14 protein-coding genes are annotated in these 26,111 nt (G+C 73.5%); 4 read left to right on the top strand and 10 right to left on the bottom strand.

The features are described 5' to 3' along the window. Positions 1-62 precede the first annotated feature (62 nt). The 3 genes from CV755_RS36815 to CV755_RS29090 all read right to left on the bottom strand — a co-directional run bounded on the left by CV755_RS36815 (position 63) and on the right by CV755_RS29090 (position 7,221). Positions 63-3,311, bottom strand: a complete 3,249-nt coding sequence (locus CV755_RS36815; RefSeq protein WP_109283221.1) for an AfsR/SARP family transcriptional regulator — start codon at positions 3,309-3,311, stop codon at positions 63-65. Between the two features lie 338 nt (positions 3,312-3,649). Then, the gene (lon, locus tag CV755_RS29095) at positions 3,650-6,046 is read right to left on the bottom strand and encodes an endopeptidase La (RefSeq protein WP_109283220.1); all 2,397 of its coding nucleotides are present in this window, start codon (positions 6,044-6,046) and stop codon (positions 3,650-3,652) included. Positions 6,047-6,348: 302 nt separating this feature from the next. Next, positions 6,349-7,221, bottom strand: a complete 873-nt coding sequence (locus CV755_RS29090; protein ID WP_193553495.1) for a rhomboid-like protein — start codon at positions 7,219-7,221, stop codon at positions 6,349-6,351. A gap of 135 nt (positions 7,222-7,356) precedes the next feature. Here CV755_RS29090 and CV755_RS29085 point away from each other — a divergent pair, with 135 nt between their 5' ends. The 4 genes from CV755_RS29085 to CV755_RS29070 all read left to right on the top strand — a co-directional run bounded on the left by CV755_RS29085 (position 7,357) and on the right by CV755_RS29070 (position 14,025). Then, complete coding sequence (locus CV755_RS29085) at positions 7,357-8,058, top strand: spermidine synthase family protein (protein WP_109283219.1); 702 nt, start codon at positions 7,357-7,359, stop codon at positions 8,056-8,058. Between the two features lie 78 nt (positions 8,059-8,136). Beyond that, positions 8,137-8,874: a response regulator transcription factor gene (locus CV755_RS29080; RefSeq protein WP_109283218.1), complete on the top strand. Its 738-nt coding sequence runs from the start codon at positions 8,137-8,139 to the stop codon at positions 8,872-8,874. After that, positions 8,871-9,968, top strand: a complete 1,098-nt coding sequence (locus CV755_RS29075; protein WP_109283217.1) for a HAMP domain-containing sensor histidine kinase — start codon at positions 8,871-8,873, stop codon at positions 9,966-9,968. The genes CV755_RS29080 and CV755_RS29075 overlap by 4 nt, the downstream gene beginning before the upstream one ends. Before the next feature lie 250 nt (positions 9,969-10,218). Beyond that, positions 10,219-14,025, top strand: coding sequence for a multifunctional oxoglutarate decarboxylase/oxoglutarate dehydrogenase thiamine pyrophosphate-binding subunit/dihydrolipoyllysine-residue succinyltransferase subunit (locus tag CV755_RS29070; protein ID WP_193553494.1), 3,807 nt, complete (start codon positions 10,219-10,221; stop codon positions 14,023-14,025). 258 nt (positions 14,026-14,283) lie between these two features. On the opposite strand, the gene fxsT is transcribed toward CV755_RS29070, so the two are convergent. The 7 genes from fxsT to CV755_RS34795 form a co-directional block, all read right to left on the bottom strand. Then, complete coding sequence (fxsT, locus tag CV755_RS29065; protein ID WP_109283216.1) at positions 14,284-17,301, bottom strand: FxSxx-COOH system tetratricopeptide repeat protein; 3,018 nt, start codon at positions 17,299-17,301, stop codon at positions 14,284-14,286. Between the two features lie 67 nt (positions 17,302-17,368). Next, on the bottom strand, positions 17,369-18,724 hold the full coding sequence (locus CV755_RS36810; RefSeq protein ID WP_161968761.1) for an aKG-HExxH-type peptide beta-hydroxylase: 1,356 nt from the start codon (positions 18,722-18,724) through the stop codon (positions 17,369-17,371). 149 nt (positions 18,725-18,873) lie between these two features. Further along, complete coding sequence (locus CV755_RS34800) at positions 18,874-19,107, bottom strand: hypothetical protein (RefSeq protein ID WP_161968760.1); 234 nt, start codon at positions 19,105-19,107, stop codon at positions 18,874-18,876. A 101-nt stretch (positions 19,108-19,208) separates the two neighbouring features. Further along, positions 19,209-22,355, bottom strand: coding sequence for an SAV_2336 N-terminal domain-related protein (locus CV755_RS29055; RefSeq protein WP_109283214.1), 3,147 nt, complete (start codon positions 22,353-22,355; stop codon positions 19,209-19,211). A gap of 16 nt (positions 22,356-22,371) precedes the next feature. Then, a complete protein-coding gene (locus CV755_RS29050) occupies positions 22,372-23,376 on the bottom strand; it encodes an AAA family ATPase (protein ID WP_109283213.1) in 1,005 nt (334 codons plus the stop codon). 205 nt (positions 23,377-23,581) lie between these two features. Then, entirely contained in the window at positions 23,582-25,705 is a 2,124-nt protein-coding gene (locus tag CV755_RS29045) for a VMAP-C domain-containing protein (RefSeq protein ID WP_161968759.1), read from the bottom strand. After that, entirely contained in the window at positions 25,702-26,100 is a 399-nt protein-coding gene (locus CV755_RS34795) for a CU044_2847 family protein (RefSeq protein WP_161968758.1), read from the bottom strand. Before CV755_RS34795 ends, CV755_RS29045 begins: the two co-directional genes overlap by 4 nt. Positions 26,101-26,111: the final 11 nt, after the last annotated feature.

Raw genomic sequence — 26,111 nt, 5'->3', positions numbered from 1 at the left:
CGCCGGCATCGCCGCCGGGTGCAGCCCGGTGGACACAACGCGGCGGGTGCGCCACATCAACGTCAGAAGCCCGCCGAGGCCACGAATTCCAGCAGCTGCCCCAGATCCAGTGAGCCGCCCCGCGCAAACGCGGCCTCGTACGCCGCCGGGCCGAGCGCGGCGCGGGCCCGTTCCCGGGCCCGGACGCTGTCCGGGGAACCCTGGCCCACTCCGAACACCGCCGCGCAGCCGCCGTAGACGACCGCCGCCGTCTCGTACTCCCCCGCGGACACCGCCGTGGCGGCGAATCCCAGCAGGGCCATGATGCGCAACGGGGTGTAGGGCACCCGCTCCATGCTGCGCAGCGCGGTGCGGAACCGCTCCACCGCGGCGGCGTGGTCACCATGGGCGCTCAGCGCCCGCCCATGGTTGATGCGGAAGAACGCGGTGTCATAGGGGTTCGCCCCCTGCGCCTCCAGTTCGGCCAGGCCGCGCTCGAAGGCGGGCAACGCGGCCTCGAAGTCCCCACGGCGGGCGTCCACCGCGGCCCGCGCCAGCCCCACTTGGAGCGCGGCGCCGGCCCCCGCGCCGGAGGCGGCCCCGGCGGCCCGGGCCACATCCGCCGCCGCCCCGTCCGGATCGTCCTCGCGCAGCCGCAGATATGCGTGGCGCAGCAGGGTGGCGACGATCTCGTCCGCGCCCAGCCAGTCGGCGATCAGACCGTCCGCCTCGGTCATCAGCGCCCCGGCCGCGGCCAGTCCGCCGCCACGCAGTACCCGGTGCCGGATCAGCAGCATCAACGCCTGGCTGAGGCCCCAGCGTTCGCCGAGCCGGCGGAAGGCGTCGGCGGCGGCTTCCAGATCGGGATCGGCGAGGTCGGGCCGCCGCTCGTGCATCCGCAGACTGCCGCGTACCAGGCGGGCGGTGGCCGCCAGCCAGGGATCGGTGGACTCGGCGTAGCCGTCCAAGAGTTGGACGGCCCGTTCGGTGCGGCCCGCGACGGCCGTCAGGGAGGCGCCGGAGATCAGCAGCAGCGGGTGCACCGGGCCTTCCGCGGCCAACCGCTCGGTCAGCTCCTCGAAGCCGGCGGCGAACTCCGCCGGCCACTCGCCGGCGACCGCGGTGAAGTCGGTGGGGTGGGCGAAGTCGCCGATCCGCGAGACAAGCAGGCAGGCGGCATGGGCGCGGACGGCTCCGGCGGGCGGGACGGGACCGGCCGCCGCCAGCACCAGGCCCGCCCAGTGGGCGGCCTCGCCGCGCTGGCCGCGCAGCCACCACAGCCAGCCGAGCGCGGCGCACAGCCGCAACGCCAGGGCGGTCTCGGCAAGTTCAAGGGCGCCACGCAGCGCGGTGAGGCAGTTGTCGTGCTCGGTGACCAGACGGTCGATCCAGGCCAGTTGGGCCCGGGTGCGCAGCAGGGGCTCGGCCGTCTCGGCCAGTTCGGTGAAGCAACGGGCGTGCCGCAGCCGCCATTCGGCCGCCTCCCCCGCCTCGGCCAGGCGCTCGGCGGCATAGGCGCGGATGGTCTCCAGCATCCGCAGCCGGCCGTCGTCGCCGGCGGTCAGAATGGACTTGCCGGTCAGCGAGAGCAGGGCGTCCAGGGCATCCGCGCCGCACACCCGCTCGGCGTCCTCGAGGGTGGCCGAGCCCGCGAACACCGAGAAGCGGCGGGCCGCCCGGGCCTCGTCCTCGGTCAGCAGGTCCCAGCTCCAGGCGACCACGGCGCGCAGGGTCTGCTGGCGCGGCAGGGCGGTACGGCTGCCGCCGGTGAGCAGGCGGAAGCGGTCGTCCAGCCGGTCGGCCAGCTGCCGGGGGGTGAGCATCCGGGCCTTGGCTGCGGCCAGTTCGATGGCCAGCGGCATGCCGTCCAGGCGGGTGCAGATGGCGCCCACCGCGGCCGCGTTGTCCTCATCGACGGTGAAGCCGGGGCGGACCGCGGCGGCGCGCTGGGCGAAGAGCCGTACGGCGGGGGCCTCGGCGATCCGCTGCCAGCCGTCCCCGGGCCCGGGCAGGCCCAACGGCGGTACGGGGCAGAGCTGTTCGCCGGGGATGCCCAGCGGTTCCCGGCTGGTGGCCAGCACCCGCAGCTGCGGGCAGCGGGCCAGGGCCTGGTCCACCAGCTCGGCCACCGCCTCGATCACCTGCTCGCAGTTGTCCAGCACCAGCAGCAGCGGGCGTCCGGTGAGGGCGGTGACCAACCGGTCCAGCGGGTCGGCGGCGGCGCCGTCGTCGCGCTGCAGCACGGTGTCCCGGACGTCCAGTGCGGCCAGCACGGCGTAGGGCACCTGGTCGGGGTCGGTGACCGCGGCCAGTTCGGCCATGCGGACGGCCGACTCCTTTGCGCGGGCGGCGCATTCCACCGCGATCCGGGTCTTGCCCGCCCCGCCGGGGCCGACCAGGCAGACCAGTCGGCCCGTGGCCAACATGGCGGTCAGCTCGGCGAGTTCGTCCTCCCGGCCGATGAAGCCGGTGCGGGGGGTGGGGAGGTTGTGGGTGGGGAGGTTGTGGGTGGCCGGCTCGGATGCGGGCGTGGGTGCGGCGGTGGATACGGCGGTGGATACGGCCGTCAGGCGGGCCGGTGCCGCTTGCGGCGGGAGTTCGCCGCGCAGGACGGCCAGGTGGGCGGCGGAGAGTTCCGGGGAAGGGTCGATGCCCAGTTCATCGGCGAGCAGGGCGCGGGTCAGTTCGTACTGGGCCAGCGCGTCGGACTGGCGGCCGGCGCCGGCCAGGGCCCGTACCGCCAGGGCGGCCAGGCTCTCGCGCAGCGGGTGCGCGGCGCGGTCGGCCGCCAGGGCGTCCAGGGCCTGGGCGAACCGGCCGGCGGCCAGGTGGGCGGCGGCCAGGTCCTCCACCGCCCGCAGGCGCAGCTCGGCCAGCCGGGCGGCGGCGGGGGCGGCGTAGGGAGCAACTTGGATGAGGTCGGCCAGCGCTTCCGGTCCCTGCCACAGGGCCAGCGCCTCGGCCAGCAGCGAGGCGGCGGTCTCGGGGTCGCCGGAGGAGAGGGCGGCGGTACCGCGCTCGGCGAGGCGGGCGAAGCGTTCGGCGTCCACCGCTTCCGGCGGGGCCGCCAGGGCGTAGCCGACGGCTCCGCCCGCCACGAGCCCGGTCTCGCCGAGTGCGGCGCGGAGCCGTTTGGCCACGGTGGCCAGGGCGTTGCGTGGCTTGGCCGGTGGTTCGTCGCCCCAGAGGGCGTCCACCAGCCGGTCCACCGGGATGGTACGGCCGGGTTCCAGGGCGAGCAGCCCGAGCAGGGCGCGTACCCGCAGGCCGCCGATCGGCACGGGCCGCTCGGAGTTGTATGCGGCCACCGGGCCCAGGATCGAGAACTGCACGGCCCAAGGTTAAGGAATGTGTGGTGGGGGTTGGCGATGTGGGCTGCTTCGGGGGACGGCGGCCGGTCGTGCGTTCCCCATGCCCCTGGGAGGGCGCCCCGCCCGGCGACGAAGCGTCTGCCGACAACTGCCTGTCGCCCGACCGCGGGCCGGGTGTGGCTGGCCGCGCAGTTCCCCGCGCCCCTGGCGGGGCACCCCCACCGCGGCCCGCTGACGCCAACGGCGGGCGCCCCCCACCGGAGAGCGCAACCCTGGCGGTTGGCCTCCACGGGTGGTGCGTGGGTGGGGTGATCCGCCCCGCAGGGGCGGCCTGTTCGGCCGCGGGCCATGCGGGGCCCCTACGCCGCCATGGCGACCTCCGCCGTGGCCGGGGTGAGGGCCAGTTCCAGGACCTGGCGGACGTCGGAGACCGGGTGGACCTCCAGCTTCTGGAGGACCTCGGCGGGGACATCGTCCAGGTCCGGCTCATTCCGCTTGGGGATGATCACCGTGGTGATCCCGGCCCGGTGCGCGGCCAGCAGCTTCTGCTTGACGCCGCCGATCGGCAGTACCCGCCCGGTGAGCGAGACCTCGCCGGTCATGGCGACCTCCGGCCGCACCTGGCGCCCGGAGAGCAGCGAGGCCAGTGCGGTGGTCATGGTGATACCCGCGCTGGGCCCGTCCTTGGGCACCGCGCCCGCGGGGACGTGGAGATGGATGCCGCGGTCCTTGAAGTCACCGACCGGGAGCTCCAGTTCGGCGCCGTGGGAGCGGAGGAAGGAGAGGGCGATCTGGGCCGACTCCTTCATGACATCGCCGAGTTGGCCGGTGAGGGTCAGGCCCGCGCCGCCGGTCTCGGGGTCGGCCAGGGACGCCTCCACGAAGAGGACGTCGCCGCCGGCACCGGTGACGGCCAGCCCCGTGGCCACACCGGGCACCGCGGTGCGCCGCTCGGCCGGGTCCTGGGCGGACTCGGGGGTGTGGTGCGGGCGGCCGATCAGCGGCCGCAGCTGGTCCGTGCCAATGGTGAACGGCAGCTCGCGCTCGCCCAGTTCATGCTGGGCGGCCACCTTGCGCAGCAGCCGGGCGATGGTGCGCTCCAGGGTGCGTACGCCCGCCTCGCGGGTGTACTCCCCGGCCAGCCTGCGCAGCGCCTCGTCGGCGACGGTGACCTCGGCGGCGTCCAGTCCGGCCCGCTCCAGCTGGCGGGGCAGCAGGTGGTCACGGGCGATGACCACCTTCTCGTCCTCGGTGTAGCCGTCCAGCCGGACCAGCTCCATCCGGTCCAGCAGGGCCTCCGGGATGGCCTCCAGAACGTTGGCGGTGGCCAGGAACACCACATCGGACAGGTCGAGTTCGACCTCCAGATAGTGGTCGCGGAAGGTGTGGTTCTGGGCCGGGTCCAGGACCTCCAGCAGGGCCGCGGCCGGGTCGCCGCGGAAGTCGGAGCCCACCTTGTCGATCTCGTCCAGCAGGACAACCGGATTCATGGCGCCCGCCTCCTTGATGGCGCGGACGATGCGGCCGGGGAGCGCGCCGACATAGGTGCGCCGGTGGCCGCGGATCTCCGCCTCGTCCCGGACACCGCCGAGCGCCACCCGGACGAACTTGCGGCCCATGGCCCGGGCCACGGACTCGCCCAGCGAGGTCTTGCCCACGCCCGGGGGGCCGACGAGCGCGAGCACCGCGCCCCCGCGCCGCCCGCCGACCACTCCCAGGCCCCGGTCCGCGCGCCGCTTGCGCACGGCCAGGTATTCGGTGATCCGTTCCTTGACGTCCTCCAGGCCCGCGTGGTCCGCGTCCAGCACGGCCTTGGCACCGGGGATGTCATAGGCGTCCTCGGTGCGCTCGTTCCACGGCATCTCCAGCACCGTGTCCAGCCAGGTGCGGATCCAGCCGCTCTCCGGGCTCTGGTCGGAGGCCCGTTCGAGCTTGCCGACCTCCTTCAGGGCCGCCTCGCGGACCTTCTCCGGCAGCTCGGCGGCCTCCACCCGGGCCCGGTAGTCCTCGGACTCGTTCTCCGGGTCGCCATTGAGCTCGGCCAGCTCCTTGCGGACGGCCTCCAGCTGGCGGCGGAGCAGGAACTCGCGCTGCTGCTTGTCCACGCCCTGCTGGACGTCCTTGGCGATGGACTCGGCGACATCCTGCTCGGCCAGGTGCTCGCCCAGCCACTTCACGGCGAGCTTCAGCCGGGCCACCGGGTCGGCGGTCTCCAGCAGCTCGACGCGCTGGGCGACGGTGAGGAAGGGCGAATAGCCGGAGTTGTCGGCGAGCTGGGAGAGGTCCTCGATCTGCTGGACCCGGTCCACCACCTGCCAGGCGCCGCGCTTGCGCAGCCAGCTGGTGGCCAGGGCCTTGTACTCCTTCATCAGCTCGGTGACGGCACCGGGCAGTGGGTCGGGGGTGACCTCCTCGATCACCGCACCCTCCACCCAGAGGGCCGCGCCCGGGCCCGTCGTCCCGGCGCCGATGCGCACCCGGCGCAGGCCGCGGATCAGCGCGCCGGGGTCGCCGTCGGAGAGCCGGCCGACCTGTTCGACGCTGCCCAGGGTGCCCACCCCGGCGTAGGTGCCGTCCACCCGGGGCACCAGCAGCACCCGCGGCTTGGCCCCGCCCTGCGCGGCGGCCTGGGCGGCCTCGACGGCGGCGCGTACCTCGGTGGCGGACAGATCCAGCGGAACCACCATGCCGGGCAGCACGACCTCGTCGTCGAGCGGCAGGACGGGCAGGGTGAGCGGTGTGGACGTCGAAGCCATGATCTCCCCTTCGGCAGGCAAGTTGAGCTATGCCGACTCAATGCGTGGGGAGGGTGCGGTTGTTCCCGAGGGCTTGTTCGCTCTGAGCGATCACCGCGGGGTGCGGTGAGGACGGGGCGCTCACGGGGCCGGTGAGCACGAGCTCTCGCGGGGCGCGCGGTGCGTATGGGCAGTCAGGACGCCCGATGATCGGCTCTGGACTGCGGCCACTTGTCACCTGCGGGCCGGTGGGGGCTTGTCGCGCCCACGCGGCGGAGCCGCATATCGAATAGCCGCCCCGCGCCCCTTACGGGGCGCCGGCCTCAGCGCGGTCCGAGGGCGTCCGCATGGCGGGGCTCGCCGCCGGGCGCCGCATCCGGGGCCGGGGCGGGCTCGGTCCGGGCCGGACGCGGCCCGTGGAGCAGCCCGCTCTCGCGCGGCGCCTCCGCGGCGCGGGCGATGGTCAGCGGCCCGTCCGGTACCGGCAGCAACCCTTCCGGAACCCGGGGCGGGTCGCCGGCCGTGCCCCGCGCCGGAGCGGCCCCGTACCCCGGACGGACCCGGTCACGCAGCCGCACCTGGCAGGCGATGCCGATCAGCAGCGCTATCGGATGCCCCCAGCTGGCCAGTGGATCGGCGAACTCGATCAGGTCCTGGGCGCAGAGCAGGCCCGCGCCGCCCAGGATGGTCCACTTCCAGGCCGGGGCCAGCAGCCCGGCCAGCGCCCCCAGGCAGGCCATCAGCCCGAAGCTGATGCCGTAGTCGAGCCGGTGCAGCGACGCGGCCGGAAGCCGCCCCGCCGCCACCGCGCCCGCCACCGGCAGCTCGGTGGCCAGGGTGGCCAGCACATGGCCCAGTGTGAAGACCACGGCGGTACGCAGCCCGCCGACCCGGCGTTCCAGGGCGCCGAGCACGGGGGCGAAGGCCAGGCCGTAGAAGGAGAACAGGCCGCCCGCTATCCATAGCGCGCTGGCGACCATGACCAGCGCCGGACGGTCGGCCAGATGCGCGGCGTCCGTGCTGGAGCCGCGCAGCAGGCGGTTGACGGTGGCCTCGTCGGCCAGCTCGGCATAGAGGGCGGTGGCCAGCAGCACCAGCCCGTAGCAGAAGGTGAACGGGGTGGCCCGGAGCGTGGGTATGAGCTCGCCCAGCGCGCGAAGCCGCCGCCGCACCCCGCCGGGGTCAACCGCACTCACTCGGCCAGGCCCCTTTCCGGCGACCTGGACCGGCCGCTCGCTACGAACATTAAGGGGCACGCCCCCCGGCGCATCAACTCCTTGGAAGGATCAGGAAGTCCTTTGTCACCACCCTGACATCCGACGGAGGCTCCTATGACCGCTTCACACGCCCCGCACCACCCTCCCGTCACCCTGGACCGCCGCGACGGCCCCTTTGGGGAGGTGGTGCTGCGCCGCCGTGGCGAGGGGCCGGGCGCCGTCCACGAGATCATCGCCAATGGCTGCTTTCTGATGGACACCTCCGACGGCCGCTCGGAGCGGCGGCTGGTGGAGGCGGCGCTGGCCGCGCTGCCCGCCGGGCGCCGGGATCCCGCCCTGCTGATCGGCGGCCTGGGGGTGGGGTTCTCGCTGGCCAGGGCGGCCGAGGAGCCCCGCTGGGGCCGGATCACCGTGGTGGAGCGCGAGCCGGCGGTGATCGACTGGCATCGCGGCGGCCCGCTGGGCGCCTTCTCCGCGGCGGCGCTGGCCGACCCGCGCACCGAGATCGTCCAGGCGGATCTGGTGGCCTACGTCCAGCAGGGCGGCTGCTCCTTCGACGCGCTCTGCCTGGACATCGACAACGGTCCCGGCTGGACGGTCACCGAGGACAACGGGGGTCTCTACTCCCCCGCCGGACTGGCCGCCTGCCGGAAGCTGCTGACGCCCGGCGGAGTGCTGGCCGTATGGTCCGCACAGCCGTCCGAAGAGTTTGACGAAGCCCTCCGGAATGCCGGATTCGCCGAGGTAACCACCGAAGAGATCGCGGTTGCCCGAGGCGTCCCGGACGTCGTCCACCTGGCGTTCGGCGCCGCGTAGCCGTGCCCCGCCACCTGCCCGTACCCTGCTTGCCACACCTGGAGGGTGGCGGGCACTAAAACGCTGGGGGCGGGCGCAATGGAGCAGACACACATCGGCCCGAGCGGTGCGGCGGTCTCCGCCGGGGCACAGCGGCGGGTGCTGATCGTCGAGGACGACCGGACCATCGCCGAGGCCATCGCGGCACGGCTGCGCGCCGAGGGTTTTCAGGTAAGGACCGCGGGCGACGGCCCGGCCGCCGTGGACACCAATGAGGCATGGCAGCCCGATCTGCTGGTGCTGGACGTGATGCTGCCGGGCTATGACGGGCTGGAGGTGTGCCGCCGGGTGCAGGCGCAGCGGCCGGTGCCGGTGCTGATGCTCACCGCGCGGGACGACGAGACGGACATGCTGGTCGGCCTGGGCGTGGGGGCCGACGACTATATGACCAAGCCGTTCTCCATGCGGGAGCTGGCGGCCCGGGTGCATGTCCTGCTGCGCCGGGTGGAGCGGGCCACGCTGGCCGCGCACACCCCGCGCAGCGGCATCCTGCGGCTGGGCGAGCTGGAGATCGACCACGCCCAGCGGCGGGTGCGGGTGCGCGGGGCGGACGTCCATCTGACGCCCACCGAGTTCGACCTGCTGGTCTGTCTGGCCAACACCCCGCGGGCGGTGCTCTCCCGGGAGCAGCTGCTGGCCGAGGTGTGGGACTGGGCGGACGCCTCCGGCACCCGCACCGTGGACAGCCATATCAAGGCGCTGCGCCGCAAGATCGGGGCGGAGCGGATCCGCACCGTGCACGGGGTCGGGTACGCGCTGGAGACCCCGGCGGCGTGAGGACGGGCGGGGCGGAGCGGCCGGGGCTGTGGGCGCGGGTCTGGGAGGCGCTGCGGCCGCTGGACCCGTTCCGCTCGGTCAAGGCCGCGCTGGGCGCGCTGGTGATCGGCTCGGTGGTGATCACCACCCTGCTGGTGTTCCTGGCCATCCACTCGGCCACCGAGCTACGGGTGATCACCATCTTCTCGATCATCGCCTCGCTGCTGATCACCCAGTTCGTGGCGCATGGCCTGACCGCGCCGCTGGACGAGATGACCGAGGTCACCCGCGCCATGGCGCACGGCGACTACACCCGGCGGGTCAGCGACGGGCGGCGGGACGAGTTCGGGGCGCTGGCCACCGCCTTCAACCGGATGGCGGCCGACCTGGAGGCGGTGGACACCCACCGCAAGGAGCTGGTCGCCAATGTCTCCCATGAGCTGCGCACCCCCATCGCGGGCCTGCGGGCGGTGCTGGAGAACGTGGTGGACGGGGTCTCGGCGGCCGACCCGGAGACCATGCGCACCGCCCTTCAGCAGACCGAGCGGCTGGGGCGGCTGGTGGAACAGCTGCTGGATCTGTCCCGGCTGGACAACGGGGTGGTCCCGCTGCGCGCCCGCCGCTTCGAGGTGTGGCCCTATCTGGCCGGGGTGCTCAAGGAGGCGAGCATGGCCAGCAACGCCGTCACCGGCCGTACCGCGCGGTCCCGCAAGGACGTCCATCTGCATCTGGACGTCCGGCCGCCGGAGCTGACCGCGCACGCGGACGCCGAGCGGCTGCACCAGGTGGTGGCCAATCTGGTGGAGAACGCGGTGCGGCACAGCCCGCCGCATGGCCGGGTCACGGTACGGGCCCGCCAGGGCGAGACACCCGGCTCGCTGGCGCTGGAGGTGCTGGACGAGGGGCCGGGCATCCCGGAGGCGGAGCGGCACCGGGTCTTCGAGCGGTTCAACCGGGGCGGCGCGGACCACCAGGGGCCGGGCGGCGACGGCGGCACCGGGCTGGGGCTGGCGATCGCCCGCTGGGCGGTCGATCTGCACGGCGGGAGCATAGGGGTGGCCGAGTCAGCGCGTGGTTGTCGTATCAAGGTCACTCTTCCGGGAGGACCTTCGTGATCAGAGTTGACGTAGGGTCGATGGCGGACGCACACATTCCGATGGATGTGGGGCGAGCTTCAGCGAACCTGGAAACCACGGGGAGACGCAGAACCCCGTGTGTTTCCCGTCCCGTCATGCCACGAAACCCGGTGGAGAGTGTGACTTAGGCGACGACTGGCCCCGGTGGCCTGCATCGGAGCCCCTGACAGGCGTAGCCTTTATTCCCGCTGTCCACCACCTTAGGAAGCGGAAGAGGGCGGTTGCCGCCGTGTCGCCACAGTCCCCGAACTCATCGAGCATCTCGACCGACCAAGACGGGCAGGGCAAGAGCCCTGCCGACGTGTTCGGTCCCAATGAGTGGCTCGTCGACGAGATCTACCAGCAGTACCTCCAGGACCCGAACTCGGTCGACCGAGCCTGGTGGGACTTCTTCGCCGACTACAAGCCGGGCGCGAATCCGCCGCAGGCGGCAGCGCCCGCGGGCACGGCCCCCGCCGCGCCGCCCGCCGCCGCAAAGGCCCCGGCCCAGCCGGCCGCCCCGGCGCCCGCCGCCCAGCCGGCCGCTCCGGCCCCGGCACCCGCCGCGCCGCAGGCCAAGCCGGCCGCTGCCGCCGCCCCGGCTCCCGCCGCGGCTCCGGCGCCCGCCAAGCCGGTCACTCCGGCCGCCCGGCCCAAGCCCAAGGCGCAGCCGGCGACCGAGGCCCCGGCCGGCCCCGAGTATGTGACGCTGCGCGGCCCCTCCGCCGCGGTCGCCAAGAACATGAACGCCTCCCTGGAGCTGCCGACCGCCACCTCGGTCCGCGCCGTCCCGGTGAAGCTGCTGTTCGACCAGCGCATCGTCATCAACAACCACCTCAAGCGCGCCCGCGGCGGCAAGGTGTCCTTTACGCACCTCATCGGCTACGCCATGGTGCAGGCGCTGAAGCTGATGCCGTCGATGAACTACTCCTTCACGGAGAAGGACGGCAAGCCCACCCTGGTCAAGCCCGAGCATGTCAACCTGGGCCTGGCCATCGACCTGGTGAAGCCCAATGGCGACCGCCAGCTGGTGGTCGCGGCCATCAAGAAGGCCGAGACCCTCAACTTCTTCGAGTTCTGGCAGGCCTACGAGGACATCGTCAAGCGCGCCCGGGTGGGCAAGCTGACGATGGAGGACTTCACCGGCGTCACCGCCTCGCTGACCAACCCCGGCGGCATCGGCACCGTGCACTCCGTGCCGCGCCTGATGCCCGGCCAGGGCCTGATCATCGGCGTGGGCGCGATGGACTACCCGGCCGAGTTCCAGGGCACCTCCCAGGACACCCTGAACAAGATGGGCATCTCGAAGGTCATGACCCTGACCTCGACGTATGACCACCGGGTGATCCAGGGCGCCGCCTCCGGCGAGTTCCTGCGCATCATGCACCAGCTGCTGCTGGGCGAGAACGGCTTCTACGACGAGATCTTCGAGGCCCTGCGCATCCCCTATGAGCCGGTCCGCTGGATGCGGGACATCGACGCCTCGCACGACGACGATGTCACCAAGGCCGCCCGGGTCTTCGAGCTGATCCACTCCTACCGGGTGCGCGGCCATGTCATGGCCGACACCGACCCGCTGGAGTACCGCCAGCGCAAGCACCCCGACCTGGACATCACCGAGCACGGCCTCACCCTGTGGGACCTGGAGCGGGAGTTCGCGGTCGGCGGCTTCGCCGGCAAGTCCATGATGAAGCTGCGCGACATCCTGGGCGTGCTGCGTGACTCGTACTGCCGCACCACCGGCATCGAGTACATGCACATCCAGGACCCCAAGCAGCGCAAGTGGATCCAGGACCGGGTGGAGCGCCCGCACGCCAAGCCCGAGCGCGAGGAGCAGCTGCGCATCCTGCGCCGCCTCAACGCCGCCGAGGCCTTCGAGACCTTCCTGCAGACCAAGTACGTCGGCCAGAAGCGCTTCTCGCTGGAGGGCGGCGAGTCCGTCATCCCGCTGCTGGACTCGGTGCTGGACGCGGCCGCCGAGGCCCGGCTGGACGAGGCCGTCATCGGCATGGCCCACCGCGGCCGGCTCAATGTGCTGGCCAACATCGTCGGCAAGTCCTACGCCCAGATCTTCCGCGAGTTCGAGGGCAACCTGGACCCGAAGTCGATGCACGGCTCCGGCGATGTGAAGTACCACCTGGGCGCCGAGGGCACCTTCACCGGCCTGGACGGCGAGCAGATCAAGGTCTCGCTGGCCGCCAACCCCTCCCACCTGGAGACCGTGGACCCGGTGGTGGAGGGCATCGCCCGCGCCAAGCAGGACATCATCGGCAAGGCCGGCACCGACTTCACCGTGCTGCCCATCCAGCTGCACGGTGACGCGGCCTTCGCCGGCCAGGGCGTGGTGGCCGAGACCCTCAACATGTCGCAGCTGCGCGGCTACCGCACCGGTGGCACCGTGCACATCGTCATCAACAACCAGGTCGGCTTCACCGCCCCGCCGGAGTCCTCGCGCTCCTCGATGTACTGCACCGATGTGGCGCGGATGATCGAGGCCCCGATCTTCCACGTCAACGGTGACGACCCGGAGGCCGTGGTCCGGGTGGCCCGGCTGGCCTTCGAGTTCCGGCAGGCGTTCAACAAGGACGTGGTCATCGACCTGATCTGCTACCGGCGCCGCGGCCACAACGAGTCCGACAACCCGGGCTTCACCCAGCCGCTGATGTACGACCTGATCGACAAGAAGCGCTCGGTGCGCAAGCTCTACACCGAGTCCCTGATCGGCCGTGGCGACATCACCCTGGAAGAGGCCGAGCAGGCGCTGCAGGACTACCAGAGCCAGCTGGAGAAGGTCTTCATCGAGGTCCGGGAGGCCGACACCGCCCAGACCCCGGCCGAAGTCCCGGCCCCGCAGGCCGAGTTCCCGGTGCCGGTGCAGACCGCGGTCTCCCAGGAGGTCATCAAGCGGATCGCCGAGTCCCAGGTCAACATCCCCGACCATGTCACGGTGCACCCGCGTCTGCTGCCCCAGCTGCAGCGCCGCGCGGCCAGCATCGAGGACGGCACCATCGACTGGGGCATGGGCGAGACCCTCGCCTTCGGCTCACTGCTGATGGAGGGCACCCCGGTCCGGCTGGCCGGCCAGGACTCCCGCCGCGGCACCTTCGGCCAGCGCCACGCGGTGCTGGTGGACCGGGAGACCGGCGAGGACTACACCCCGCTGATGTACCTCTCCGAGGACCAGGCGCGCTTCAACGTCTATGACTCGCTGCTCAGCGAGTACGCGGCGATGGGCTTCGAGTACGGCTACTCGCTGGCCCGCCCGGACGCGCTGGTGCTGTGGGAGGCGCAGTTCGGTGACTTCGTCAACGGCGCCCAGTCCATCGTGGACGAGTTCGTCTCCTCCTCCGAGCAGAAGTGGGGCCAGACCTCCGGCGTCACCCTGCTGCTGCCGCACGGTTACGAGGGCCAGGGCCCGGACCACTCCTCGGCCCGGGTCGAGCGGTTCCTCCAGCTGTGCGCGCAGAACAACATGACGGTCGCCATGCCCACGCTGCCGTCGAACTACTTCCACCTGCTGCGCTGGCAGGTGCACAACCCGCACCACAAGCCGCTGATCGTCTTCACCCCGAAGTCGATGCTGCGGCTGAAGGCGGCGGCGTCCAAGGCGGAGGAGTTCACCACGGGCGGCTTCCGGCCGGTCATCGGTGACGAGAGCGTCAACCCGGCGGACGTCCGCAAGGTGGTCTTCTGCTCGGGCAAGGTCTACTACGACCTGGACGCCGAGCGGAAGAAGCGCGGCATCACCGACACCGCGCTGATCCGTCTGGAGCGGCTGTACCCGCTGCCGGGTGCCGAACTCCAGGCGGAGATCGCCAAGTTCTCCAACGCGGAGAAGTACATCTGGGCGCAGGAGGAGCCGGCGAACCAGGGTGCGTGGCCGTTTATCGCGCTGAACCTGATCGACCACCTCGACCTGGCGGTCGGGGCGGATGTGCCGGCCGCGGAGCGGCTGCGCCGGATCTCCCGGCCGCACTCCTCCTCGCCGGCGGTGGGTTCCGCGAAGCGGCATCAGGTGGAGCAGGCTACTTTGATCGCCGAGGTCTTCGACGCGTAAGGGTTCGCCTGACTGGCCAGTAGGGCGGGTCCGGGGTCTCTGACCCTGGGCCCGCTCTTCTTGCGGTTGTGGGCAGTCGTTCCGCAGGGCGATGGGGGCACCTCCCAGCGGTAGCTGGGGGAGGGTGGGCACAACCGCCCACCGGGGCGCACCCGGCAACGAAACGGCGTCTGCCAACAACCGTTGCCGGTCGGCCGCAGGCCGTGGTGGGTTGCTCGCGCAGTTCCCCGCGCCCCTGATGGGGCGCCCCCCCGAGCGCTAGCCCAAGTAGGGCTCGAAGTCCCAGTAGGGGCGGACGCGTTGGCGCGCGGACTGGGTGTGCGGGTGCTGGGCCCCCAGCGTACGGGCCAGCCGCTGGAGGGCATCCTCCTCCACCTTGCCCGCCTCCTCATGCTCCCGCAGCCCCCGCAAATCGCAGGCCAGCGCCACCTCGCAGGACAGCGTGAAGGGATGGTCCGGCCCCAGCACCCGGCGCGCCCGGCGCAGGGTGTCCCGGCTCAGCTCCTTGGCACTCTCCAGGCGGCCGTTGAAGTTCCGTCCGGCGGCCGCGTTGAGCGCGCAGCCCAGCACCCAGGGGTGGTCCGTGCCCAAGGTGACGGACAGTCCGGCGTAGGCGGACTCGAACATGGTGAGCGCCTCCGACCGCTCCCCCGCCGCCTGGAGCACCAGCCCGGTGTTGGACAGCATCCCGGTGCTGATCGGATGCGCCGGGCCCAGCAGGCCGCGGAAGGCGCTCTCACCCTCCTCGATCAGATCCCGCGCCTGGCGCAGATCGCCGTGCTCCCGGGCGTAGTTGCCGTAGTCCACCACCAGGCCGACCGTGGCGTAGTGCCCCCGGCCGTGCACCCGCTCCATGTCCTCCAGCAGGGCGGCCATCGCCCCGCCCAGGTCCTGGTGGGAGCCGGCCCGCCGCTCGCACAGCAGCAGATTGTGCCGGGCCCGGAGGGTGTTGGGGTGCTGTGGCCCGAGCACCTGCAAGTGCAGCCGCATGCCCAGTTCTTGGCGGGCCAGCGCGTCGCCGTAGCGGCCCAGCAGCCTGAGGTCGCGGGCGCAGGCGATACCGGACATCAGGGTGGCGGGGTGGCGGGCACGCAGCAGGGTCTCGCGGCGGCGCAGGGTCTTGAGGTCGATGTCATAGGCGTCCGCGTAGCGGCCCAGCAGCCGCAGCCCCACGCCCAGATGGTGCTGGGCCTGGAGGGTGAGGAAGTCGTCGGGGCCCAGCAACTCCCGTGCGGTGTCCAGCACTTCCTGCTGGCGCTCCAGGGCCTCGGTGTACTGCCCCAGGAAGCGGTGGTCGGCGGCCAGGCACCCGGCGGTGAGCAGCAGGCTGGTGGCGTCCGCCTCGGGCAGGGCCCGCAGTCGCTCCAGCATCTCCCGGTCCAGCTCATAGGCGGCCCTGAACTGCCCATAGGCGCGCAGGATGTTGCCCTGCTGGTTGGTGAGCTCCATCATCCTGGGGTGCTCGGGCGGGAAGAGCTCCGACCACTGTTCGCGGATCTTCTCGGCGAGTTCGGTGCCGGTCTGGTACTCCCCGCTGTGCAGGCAGTAGCGCAGCAGATTGAGCACCGTCTCCTGGACCCGGTAGTCATGGCTGCCCAGGGCGCCGGAGGGCTCCAGGTGTGGCAGCAGTTCGGCGTAGCGGGGCCAGAGCCGGGAGTCCTGGGGGTTGCCGGGGTCGGCGGCGGCCAGCATCCGGCGGACGATCCGGCAGTGGGCCTGCCGGTCCTCCGGGGAGGTGAGCCGGGTGACGATGTCATGCACCAGCCGGTGCATATGCACGGCCTCCTGCTCCGGGCCCGGCTCCGCGGTGGGATCGCCGGTGGAACGGGCGTCCCGCCGGGTGAACACCGAGTAGTTGACCAGGGTGTCCAGGGCCCTGGTCCAGCTGGGCAGGTCGCCGGCCAGCCAGCCGAGGTTGTCCGGCAGCTGGCCGGGCGGCAGCAGCCGGACCAGGCCGATGGGGATCCGGCCGGGCGCGAAGGCGGTGCACAGGCTGAGCAGTTCCACCGCGTGCGGCTGGGACTCACGGAGCCGGTTGATCAGTATCGACCAGGAGGTCAGCGAGGAGCGGGGCACCCCGTCCAGGCCGCTGGGATCGACCAGCTGGGCCATCTCCCCGTCGCGCACCATGCGCAGATACTCGGAGACCTCCATGTCCGACTCGCCCAGCCAGGAGGCGGCCTGCACCAACGCCAGCGGGATGTCGCCGAGTTCGACGGCCACGTCGTCCGCCTCGGCCGCGGTCAGCCGGGGGGCGCGGCGCATCAGATAGGCGGTGCTCTCGGCGCGCAGGAAGCCGGGGACGTCCAGCACGGTGGCCCCGGCCTCGGCCCAGCCGCGGTTGCGTGAGGTGATCAGCACATGGCCGGGGCCGGTGGGCAGCAGTTCCTCGGCGCCCTCCAGGTCGTCCCAGCCGTCGAAGATCACCAGCCAGCGGCCGTACGGCCGGCCGCGGCGCAGCGCCTCGCGGACCGCGCGGATGCGCTCTCCGGGCTCGGAGCCCACCGGCAGGCCCAGTTCCGGGGCGAGTTCGCCCCAGCGTTCGCGCTGGGTGCCCCGGGTGTCGGAGTTCACCCACCAGATGACGTCGTATTCGGAGCTGAAGCGGTGCGCATACTCGGCGGCCATCTGGGTCTTGCCGATGCCGCTCATGCCCAGCAACGCCACTACGGCGGAGCCCTGTTCGGCCTCGGTGAGCTGCTGCTGGAGCCGGTTGAGCAGTTCGTCGCGGCCGGTGAAGCGGCGGTTGCGGCGGGGGACCTCGCCCCAGACGGCCGGCGGGTCGTTGGGGTAGCGGGAGCAGGTGGGCAGCTCGCGCCGGGCCGGGCCCTCCGGCAGCCCCAGCCGGCTCAGCAGCCGGCGCTCGGCCTCCGCGGCGCCGATGCCCCACAGGTCCACCGGCTCCAGTACGGCGGTGGCGGGCAGCAGTGCCCGGTTGGTGAGGTTGACCGCCGCGAACCGCTCGGCGTTGGCGGCCACGATCCCGCGCAGCGCCTGGGTCCACTCCCCTTCCGGACGGGGGCCGAGCTCGAAGAACCAGTCGCTGAGCACCAGCAGGATCCGCCCCCGGGCCAGCAGCAGATCGCCCAGCGCGCTCTCCAGCGGGAGTTCCCGGGGCGGGTCCCAGCGCTGGAGCACCACCCGGTGGCCATGGCTCTCCAGGCGGTGCTGGATCCAGGTGGCCCAGGGCCGGTAGTAGCCGGCGAAGACGACGACGAAGAGCTCACTGACCTGGTCCTGCGCACCGGCGGTAGCCGGTTGCCGCTGCGTGTTCATGCACGTCCCTCGTTCCTTCGCACCGCGGTGTCCGGGACCGGCCCGGCCGTCTGACGCGGCGGCAAGATTACCGTACGTCACCAAGCGGTGACGCGTCGCCGACCCTCACCAGTGACCGGCCGGAGCGTCCCAGGGTGGCCAGCAGACGTTCCATTCCGGAGGTGAACTCCCTGCCCGCGACAGTGAGTTCATTGGATTCAAGCAGGATGGGCAGGGCTTCCGCGACCTGTTGGCGGTAGGAATCACAGCGTGCGCGGGCCGTTTGCCGCGCCCCGGGCGACAGTCCCTGCCGGCCGGCCGCCCTGGCCCAGAAGTCGGCCAGCGCCAGATGGGCGTAGCAGCCCTGGAGCACCCCCTCCAGGGGCCTGGGGTCCCGGCGCCAGGCGACCTTGTGAACGGCCTGCGGGCCGGCCCGGTGCAACGGCAGCACATCGTGGAGGACGGCCAGTTTGCTGTGCTGGGTCTCATGGACCAGCACCTCGGCCAGGTCGGCGGGGCCGTCCGGGAGGGTGGTGAGCACCGCGCCGGGGGCGGCCCGCAGCGTGGCGCTGACGGCGGTGCCCGGCGGGGTGGCCAGCGGCACCAGGCAGCGCAGCAGTTCGGCGGTTTCGGCGGCCCGTTCGGGATCGGTGGCGCGCAGCAGGGTCCAGGCCGCCCGCCAGCGGCGGGTCCAGGGTTCGGGGGTGGTGGCGCCGCGGGCGGCGGCGGGCAGCGCGGCCCGGCCCACGCCCCGGGCGGGTGCCCGGTAGGGGTCCAGGTCGTCCAGCAGGGCCCGGCCGCCGGGCAGCCGGCGCAGGGCGTGCCAGCCGGCGCCCGCCCCGGCCACCCGGCCGGCGGCCCGCAGCAGGACCGGGCCGGTGCGGCGGCCCTCGGCGGTCAGCCGGGCGGTACGGGCCCGGGCGGTGAGCCGGACCAGGGGGGCGCCGGTCTCCAGCAGCCCTATGCCGGGGAGGGCCAAGGTGCCGTCGGGGGTGGCGAGTTCGGTGGTGAAGGAGATACCGGAGAGGAGTGCGGCGGCGGTGGCCACGGCGCCCAGGTGCGCCGCGGCCCGGGTGATCTCCGGTCCGTCGGGGGCCGTCAGCGCACCGGCCAGCCAGTTGCCCACGGCCGGGTAGTCCAGGGTGTCGCGCGCCGGGCCCGGGTGGCGTTCCTCGGCGCGCTCCAGTAACCGCCAGTGCTCCTCGAAGCGCCGCCCGGCGGCCCCGGCCAGCGTCCGGGGCTGCCGTTCCAGCCGGGTGAGCAGGGATTTGAGCAGGACCAGCCGCCGGCTGTGCAGGGCGTCCCGGAGCAGGGCCCGGTCCTGGGCGGTGGAGCGGGTACGGGCCAGCCGGTCCAGCGCGGCGGCGGGCACCGCCCGGCCGGGGCCGCCGCCGGGTGAACTCCGGCCCGCCGGACTCCGGCCGGACGCACTCTGGCCGGACACACTCCGGCCCGACGCACTCTGACCCGCCGAACTCCCGCCGGACGCACTCCGGCCCGCCGAACTCCCGCCGGACGCACTCTGGGCGGACGCACTCTGACCCGCCGAACTCTGGCCGGATATCGTCCGGCCGTTGTCCGGTTCTCCGCGCGTCACCTGCCGGTCCTGCCCCCCGGACGCGTCCGCTTGCCCACCGTCGCCCCGCTGGAGTACCACATCTCCCCGAACTCCGCGGAGTGCCGCAGCGTGCTCTCCACCGCGGCCGTCAGTGCCGGGTCGGCCATGGTGCGAAGATTCCGCAGGCCGACGCCGGTGAGGTCGGGCAGTGGCACGCCGGCCGCGCTGTTCTTGGGGTCGGCCGTAGCGGCGTTCCTCTGCTTCGGCACCCTCGTCTCCCTCCCTGCCGCCGTCCGCCGGAGGCGGCCGACGCGGTTGCTCGGTTCTTCCCAACCACCGTAATCCGGAAACCCGTTCGGAACACCTGTGGTCAACCGCCGGACAGCCGCGCCACGCTCTCCCGGGTGGCCCGCACCTCCGCCCAGTCCACCTCGGCCAGCCGCGCGGTCAGGTCGCGCCACTGCCGGGCGGCGTCCCGGTAGGCGGTGAGCGCCTGCCGGTGCAGGCCCAGCCGCTCCAGGGCCTCGCCATAGCGGTGCCAGGCACGGGCGGCGATCACCGAGCCGGGCTCCGTGGACTGCCGGCCGGCCTCCTCGGCGGCGGCGGTGAAGGCGGCGGCCGCGTCGGCCAGCGGTATCGCGGCGGAGTGCTCGCGCAGCGCCAGCCGGGCGGTGCCCAGCGCCAGCCAGGCCTCGGCGCGCACCATGCCGTCCTCGGACCGCCGGGCGGCCTGCTCCAGCAGATGGCAGCTCTCATAGAGGTCGGGCAGATAGCCCAGCCGCGCCGAGCGCAGCACCAGGGCCCGGCCCAGCAGCAGTTGCAGCCCGGAGCGCAGCGGGGAGCGGCCGGGCACCACCGCGAAGGCCTCGCGCAGCACGGCCTCGGCCCGGGTGACGGTCTCGTCGTCCCCGTGCTCGGCCCGCGCCAGCAGCAACTCCCCCCATTCGGCGAGCAGTTCGCTGCGCCGGGGGCTGTCCCGGCCGGTGAGCGAGACCGCCGACTCATAGGCGGCGTCGGCGGGGAGCCAGTCCCGCCGGGCTGCATGGGTACGGGCCGACTCGGTGCGGCAGTGCAGGCGCTGGGAGTCGTCCACCGCGGCGGCCTCGGCCAGCTCCAGCGCGGCCAGCGTCTCGGGGGCGGGGGCACCGGCCAGCCGCAGCGCCCGGGCCAGGTCCAGCCGGGCCGCGCAGCGGCGGACGGCGGGCGCGTCCTCGGCGTCCAGCAGGGCGCAGCCGGCCCGGAGTTCGGCGGCGGCCTCGGTGGCGAGGGCCAGCGGGCCCACGGCGCGGGGCGGCGGCTCGGGCCCCGTACGGGCCGGTTCGCGCAGCCTCCGCAGGACTCCGGCGAGGTCATCGCCCCCGCTGTCCGCCCCGCGAGCGCCGTGCGCCATGGCGGCCGCATCGGTGGTCCGGGGCAGCGGCTCGGTCCGGGGCAGCGGCTCCGGCTCGGTGCGGGCCAGATCCAGCAGTACCCGCCCCAGCCGGAGATGGCGGCGGCTGCCGGGAGGCAGCTCGCGCAGCACCCGCTCGGCCTCGTGGAGCCGCTCCCGCTCGCCGTCCGCCTGCCAGGCGGCATGCCGGACGGCGGCCAGTTCCAGGGCGGCCTCGGTGTGCCCGGGGCTGCCGGGTCCGGTGCGCCGGTGGGCCTCGGCCAGTACGCCGGCCGCCTGCTCCAGGGTCTCCCGCCGGGCGGCCGGGTCCCGGCGGATGTCCTCGGTGCCGGCCAGCGCCCGCAGCACCTTGCCCAGCAGCAGATGGGCCCGTACCGCGTCCACCTCCCGGCCCAGGGCCGGTTCGGCCAGGCCGCGGGCGCGGTGCAGCAGCTCCGGGTCGCCCTGGGCGTGCCACAGCGCCAGCAGCGCCTCCGCCTCGGCCAGCGGCCCGGTCTCGGTGGGCACCCTGCGGTACCAGCGGACCACCCGGGCGGGCACCCGGGCGAACAGCTCCGGTTCCGGGGTACCGGCGTCGGTGCCGGCGGCCGCCTCGCCGGTGAGCTGGGCGACGGCCAGCGCGGAGAAGTTGCGGGCGCCCTTGCCGAACTGCCGCTCCACATAGTCCGAGCAGTGTTTGAGCACCAGCGCGGCCTCGCCCTGCTCCAGCGACTGGAGCAGCAACTCCCGTACCCCCGCGGCGAATTCGTACCAGGGTCCGGTGCCCTGCTGCTCGCCGTGGTCCGGCAGCCGCCACAGCAGGCCGCTGAGCAGCACCTCGGCCAGCTCCATGGGGCCGGTGTCGGGCAGCATGGCCCGCTGGACCAGCTGCATCACCGGCAGGGTCAGCGGCACCGCGGCCAGGTGCACGGCCAGCCGCAGCGCTCCCGAGGAGGCCCCGGCCCGGAAGGAGCGCAGCCGTTCGTCGGCGCCGCGCCCGTCCGTGTCCTCGGCCGGTTCCGGCAGGGCGGGGTGGTCGGGCAGCAGCCAGGCGGCGGCCCCGCGCACCTGGCTGCGGCCGGGGCCGGACAGCAGCCGGGCCCAGGCGCCCAGCGCCTCGCCGGCCGGCAGCAGTACGGGCACCGGCAGCGCGTCCGGCCGGGCGGGCCGCCGGAAGCCGTCCGGCCGGAAGCCCAGGCGCCCGCCCGCCTCCGGGTCGCGGACCAGCAGCCCGGGTTCGGCGGACAGCGCGGTACGGCTCCACAGCCTCGGCGGCAGCGGCTGGACGATGGCCACCGGCGAGGTGCGTGACCAGTGGTGCAGCAGTCGCTGGGCTTGCCCCTCGCGCCACAGCGGTCCCACACAGTCACTGATGACCAGGGTGAGCAGCCGTCCGGTGGGGTCGCGGAACTGATCCGCGGGGCGCAGCCCCAGATCGGGCCCGCCGCCGGGGGCGGCGGTGGTGCCGATGAGCGGGGTGCCGTCCGGGCCCCGGTGCAGATAGCGCACCTGGACGTCCCGGAAGACGCCCAACTGGGCGCAGACCTGCTGGAGTTCCTCCAGCATCCGCTCCCAGACGACCATCGAGGAGGCGGTGTCCATCAGCAGCTGCATGGTGGCAGCCTGCCGGGCGCCGGGCCGGTAGACCGGCTCCAGCACGCCGGTGCGCGCGCCGCGGTCCGCAGTGGCCTGCTCGTCCAGCGGGCCGGGCAGCGGCGCGGCCAGCGAGCGGTAGCCGCGCAGCGGGCGCAGCGAGCGCTGCAGGCCCAGCAGGCCGGGCAGCGCGGTGGCGGCGGGCACCCGGATGGGGAACACCTCGGGGCGCCCCCGGGGGCGTACGGGCGTCTCGGCGCGCCCCTCGGCATAGAGCGAGACGGGGGCGGTGCGTTCGGCCCGGCGGGTCTCGGCGGCCGTCCCGGCCACCGGGGCGCCCACCGGGGCGACCAGGGGGGCGGCCGGCGGCCGGACCTCCGGCTCGCCGCCGGTGAACACCGGCCCGTTCTTGACTATGGGCTCAGGCTCCGGCCGTGGGGTCATCCACCGGGCGAGCCAGACCGCGTCGGCGATCTGCTCGGCGGTCAGATCGAGGGCGGCCGCCCGCAGCCGGGCGATGAGCTGGTGCAGTCGTGGCTCGGGGGGCGCGGTCATCCCTCATCACCCCTCATCACCTCGGTCGGTCCAGCGGTTGCATCAGCATGTCGGCCAGCCGCTCCCGGGTGACCGGTTCGGTGCGCGGCGCGTGCTGGGTGAGGAAGAGCGCGTTGAGCAGCTGGTCGGCGGCGATCACCTCGCCGGGCTCGCGGTCCAGGAACCGCTGGATGAGCTCCTCGCCCTCGGTGACCGCGTCATCCCCCAGGTGCGCCCGGACCATGGCGGTCAGCTGCTCCTCGCCGGGGGGTTTGAGCTCCAGCTGGATACAGCGCCGCAACAGGGCGGCGGGGAAGTCGCGTTCGCCGTTGGAGGTGAGGACGATCAGCGGGAAGGTGGTGCAGCGCACCCGGCCGCCGCGGATCAGGGCCCGGCCGCCGTCATCGGTGCCGACCTCCACCTCCGGCTCCCGGTCGGCGATCCGCTCCAGCTCGGGCAGCTGGAACTCGCCTTCCTCCAGGGCGTTCAGCAGGTCGTTGGGCAGGTCGAGATCGCTCTTGTCCAGCTCGTCCACCAGCAGCACCCGGGGCTGTTCCCCCGGCAGCAGGGCGGTGCCCAGCGGGCCCAGGCGGATATACGAGCCGATGGAGTGCCGGACGCCCTCCAGGCCGCCGGCCCGTTCCAGCTGGACATCCTGGAGCCGGGCGATGGCGTCGTAGTGGTAGAGCCCGTCGCGCAGGGTGCTGCGGCTGACGATGGGCCAGCGCAACACCCGCCCCAGGCCCAGCTCATGGGCCACCGCATGGGCCAAAGTGGATTTCCCCGTTCCGGGGTTGCCGGTCACCAGCAGCGGACGGCGCAGATAGAGCGCGGCGTTGACCGCCTCCACCTCCTCGGGCCGCGGATGGTGGTTCTCCACCAGCCGGCGCAGCACCCCCAGCCGACGTGCCGCACTGGGGTCGGCGGCCGCTCCCCGGTCCGGCCCGGAGGCGGCGAAGTCCCGCCAGGGCGGGGGTGGCGGCAGCCGCCGTATGCCGTCGTGCGGCAGGCCCGCTCCGCGGTAGATCCGCCAATCGTTCACCCTGGGCTCCTCCGTCGCTGGTGTGGCCCTCGACAGGCCCGCCGTGCCGCTCGCCCCGCCGCCCGGTGGAACTCCCGTCCCCGCAACGACGTTACCCTCCGGCGACCGGCCTGCCGAGTGCCTGATACCCCTTTGACACCTTGTTGGCAAGGAAGTTGACGTGTGGCCATCTGGCTGACGCAACGGCCATCCGGCCGGCCCACGGTCATCTGGAGCCGCCGGGGGCGCGCAGCACATCCGGCAGCGGCGGCCGCTCGGGCGAGTCGAAGAGGACCGCGATCGACCGTGCCCACAGCACCTCCTGGTCCGCCTCGGGATCGGCACAGCGGCGCCGCAAACTCCTTATCGTTCGGTGGAGTTCCCCCGCCCTCCCCACAGAATGCAGCAGCTCGCCCACTCGTTGGTGGAAGTCGGCGCAATCGCTGTGCTCACTGGCGCACCGCCGCCAGATCACCACCGCGTGCCCCGCGGCGAGCGCCGCCTCCATCGCCTGCGCCCCCTCCCCGCTGGCCACCGGCCCGCAGTAGACCGGAACCGCGGTGTCCGGAACCTCCGACAGCCGGGCGTAGGCCGCGTCCGGGCTCTCCCGGCGGCCCCGGCCATGCCCCTGGACGGGCACTTCCCGGCGCAGCGGCACCGCGGTCAGCCCGCCGCGCTCGGCGCCCTTCCAGCGGCTGATCCACTCCGGGATGGCCGGTTCGTCCCGGCGCCGCCGGTCGCGCAGATAGACCACCCGGCGCCGGCCCAGCGGCAGGCTGCGCGGGTCGATGGAGCCGGCCCCGGCCCCGGGCGGGGCGAGCCGCCAGTCGTCCAGCGGCTCGTCGAACAGCTCCCGCGGCACGATCAGCTGCAGGGCGGCCAGATGCTCGCCCACATCGCCCTTGCGCAGCGCGTCCGCGATCGGCTCCCGCAGCACCTGGGCCAACTCCTGCCGCTGTGCGCCCAGTTCATCCTCACACAACGGGGTGACCAGGTCATCCTCGCGCAGCAGCTTCACCCGCCAGGGGTAACGGTCGCCATAGAGCAACTGGTCTATCTCCACGATCACATCGGCCCGGGCACGCACCGGCCGCTGCTCGGGCTTCAGCGGGGGCGTCTTCCGCGGGGTCAGCACCACCGCCCCGTCCCGGACCGGTGCCGTCTCGGGCACCTGGGGGAATCCGGCCGAACCCCCGTACAGAATGCGGCGGATGTCATGCCGGATGACATCCGGCAGCTCCAGCGCCTCGGCGTTCAGGGTCAGCCAGCCGCCCAGGTCGCGCAGCGCCCGCTCGTCCTCGGCCCGGCCCAGGGCGCTGACCGCCGCCGCGACATGGGCCGCGTACAGCAGCACCGCCTCCACCTCCAGATCCCGGGCCGTGCCGCCGTCCTCCTTGCCGCCCGCGCCGTCGCGCAGGTCGTACAGCAGGCCCACGCCCTCCCGCCAGCTGCGCGGGTCATGCTCCACGCCGGGCTGGTAGGGGTCCTGGATGACCCGGCTCTTGACCTCGTCCACCAGGGCCATCACCTCGCCGGGCGTCTCCGGCGGCGGCAACTCGGCCAGCTGGGCGAAGAGTTGGGTACGCAGCACGGGGGTGAGCCCCCGGCCCTGCGGGCGCAGCCCGCGCTGGAGGCCGGTCCAGGTGGCGGTGGTGCCGAAGGCTCGGTAGCGCAGCAGGTGGTGGCGGTCATGGGCACGGACCAGGGCATGCAGCCGCGCCCGTCCGGGCAGGTCGTTGGCCAGCCGCCGGAGGGCGGTGATGGGCACCGCCAGGCCCGCGGTGTCCCGGCCGCGCCCCTTGCTGACGCCGATCACCGCGCCCCGTCCGGTGTCCAGCACCGGCCCGCCGGAGCAGCCCTCCACGGGTATCTCGCCGCGCAGCAGCATGGCGCTGCCGCCGTCGCCGCCGGCGGCGATCCCGGTGCCGAAGCGCAGGGTGAGCTCTCCCAGCTCCCGGGACCAGCCGTGCAGGCTGATGGGGGCCGGGACCACGGCCGAGCGGTCGCTGAGCCAGAGGCACTCGGCGTCCTCGGCACCGGCCACCTCCACCAGGGCCAGATCGGGCAACGGCCAGGGGCTGGGCGGGCGTTGGGGGTCTTGCGGGCGGGGCATGGCGAGCACCACCCGGCCCTCGGTGGTGCGTTCCCGCCAGTCGGTGATGTCGATGGCGGTGCCGCCGTCCAGCACGTCACCACCTCCCACCCCCACCACATGGGCACAGGTCAGGACCAGGCCGGGCGCTATAAAGAACCCGCTGCCCCAGAAACGGTCACCAATGGGCTCCTTTCCGCCGCCGGGTGCGCAGATGCGCACCACACTGCGGCGCACGGTGCCCTCCAGGGAGTTCAAGAGGCACCGGCGGAAGCGGAGTTGACGCCTCCGGGGGCCGGAGCCGCCCGTCCGGTTTCGGATCCGCTTTCGGACCAGGTGAGCGTCACCTTCACCGAGGCCCTTCCCTCGCCATCGGCGAGCAGGCTGATCACCTTGCCGGATTTGGCGGAGAGTTCTATGCCGAACTCGACCTCCACCTCGTCCGGCCGGGCGGCGGCCAGCCCCTCGCGCAGCGAGCCCACCACCCCGCGCACCACATCGGACAGCCCGCCGGCCAGGTCGGCGACCCGGTGCACGGCGCTGGAATCCCGGTAGCCGCCCTCCCCCGGCCCGGCCAGCTCCTCGGCCTCGCTGACCCGCGCCCAGACCACCGTGCCGTCGTCCAGCCGCACCTGAGTGATTCCGTCGGCCATGCGCCACCCCC

This window comes from Streptomyces orinoci, assembly GCF_003121295.1.
GTDB classification, from domain to species: Bacteria; Actinomycetota; Actinomycetes; order Streptomycetales; family Streptomycetaceae; genus Streptomyces; species Streptomyces orinoci.
The sequence above is the reverse complement of the archived record's forward strand: the minus strand, read 5'-3'. Positions and strand labels throughout refer to the sequence as shown.

What these genes read in the sequence shown, in the direction of transcription:
- CV755_RS34795 (WP_161968758.1), bottom strand. Translation starts at nt 26,100, where the DNA reads ATGGCCGACGGAATCACTCAGGTGCGGCTGGACGACGGCACGGTGGTC.
- CV755_RS29085 (WP_109283219.1), top strand. Translation starts at nt 7,357, where the DNA reads ATGACCGCTTCACACGCCCCGCACCACCCTCCCGTCACCCTGGACCGC.
- lon (WP_109283220.1), bottom strand. Translation starts at nt 6,046, where the DNA reads ATGGCTTCGACGTCCACACCGCTCACCCTGCCCGTCCTGCCGCTCGAC.
- CV755_RS29055 (WP_109283214.1), bottom strand. Translation starts at nt 22,355, where the DNA reads ATGACCGCGCCCCCCGAGCCACGACTGCACCAGCTCATCGCCCGGCTG.
- CV755_RS29080 (WP_109283218.1), top strand. Translation starts at nt 8,137, where the DNA reads ATGGAGCAGACACACATCGGCCCGAGCGGTGCGGCGGTCTCCGCCGGG.
- fxsT (WP_109283216.1), bottom strand. Translation starts at nt 17,301, where the DNA reads ATGAACACGCAGCGGCAACCGGCTACCGCCGGTGCGCAGGACCAGGTC.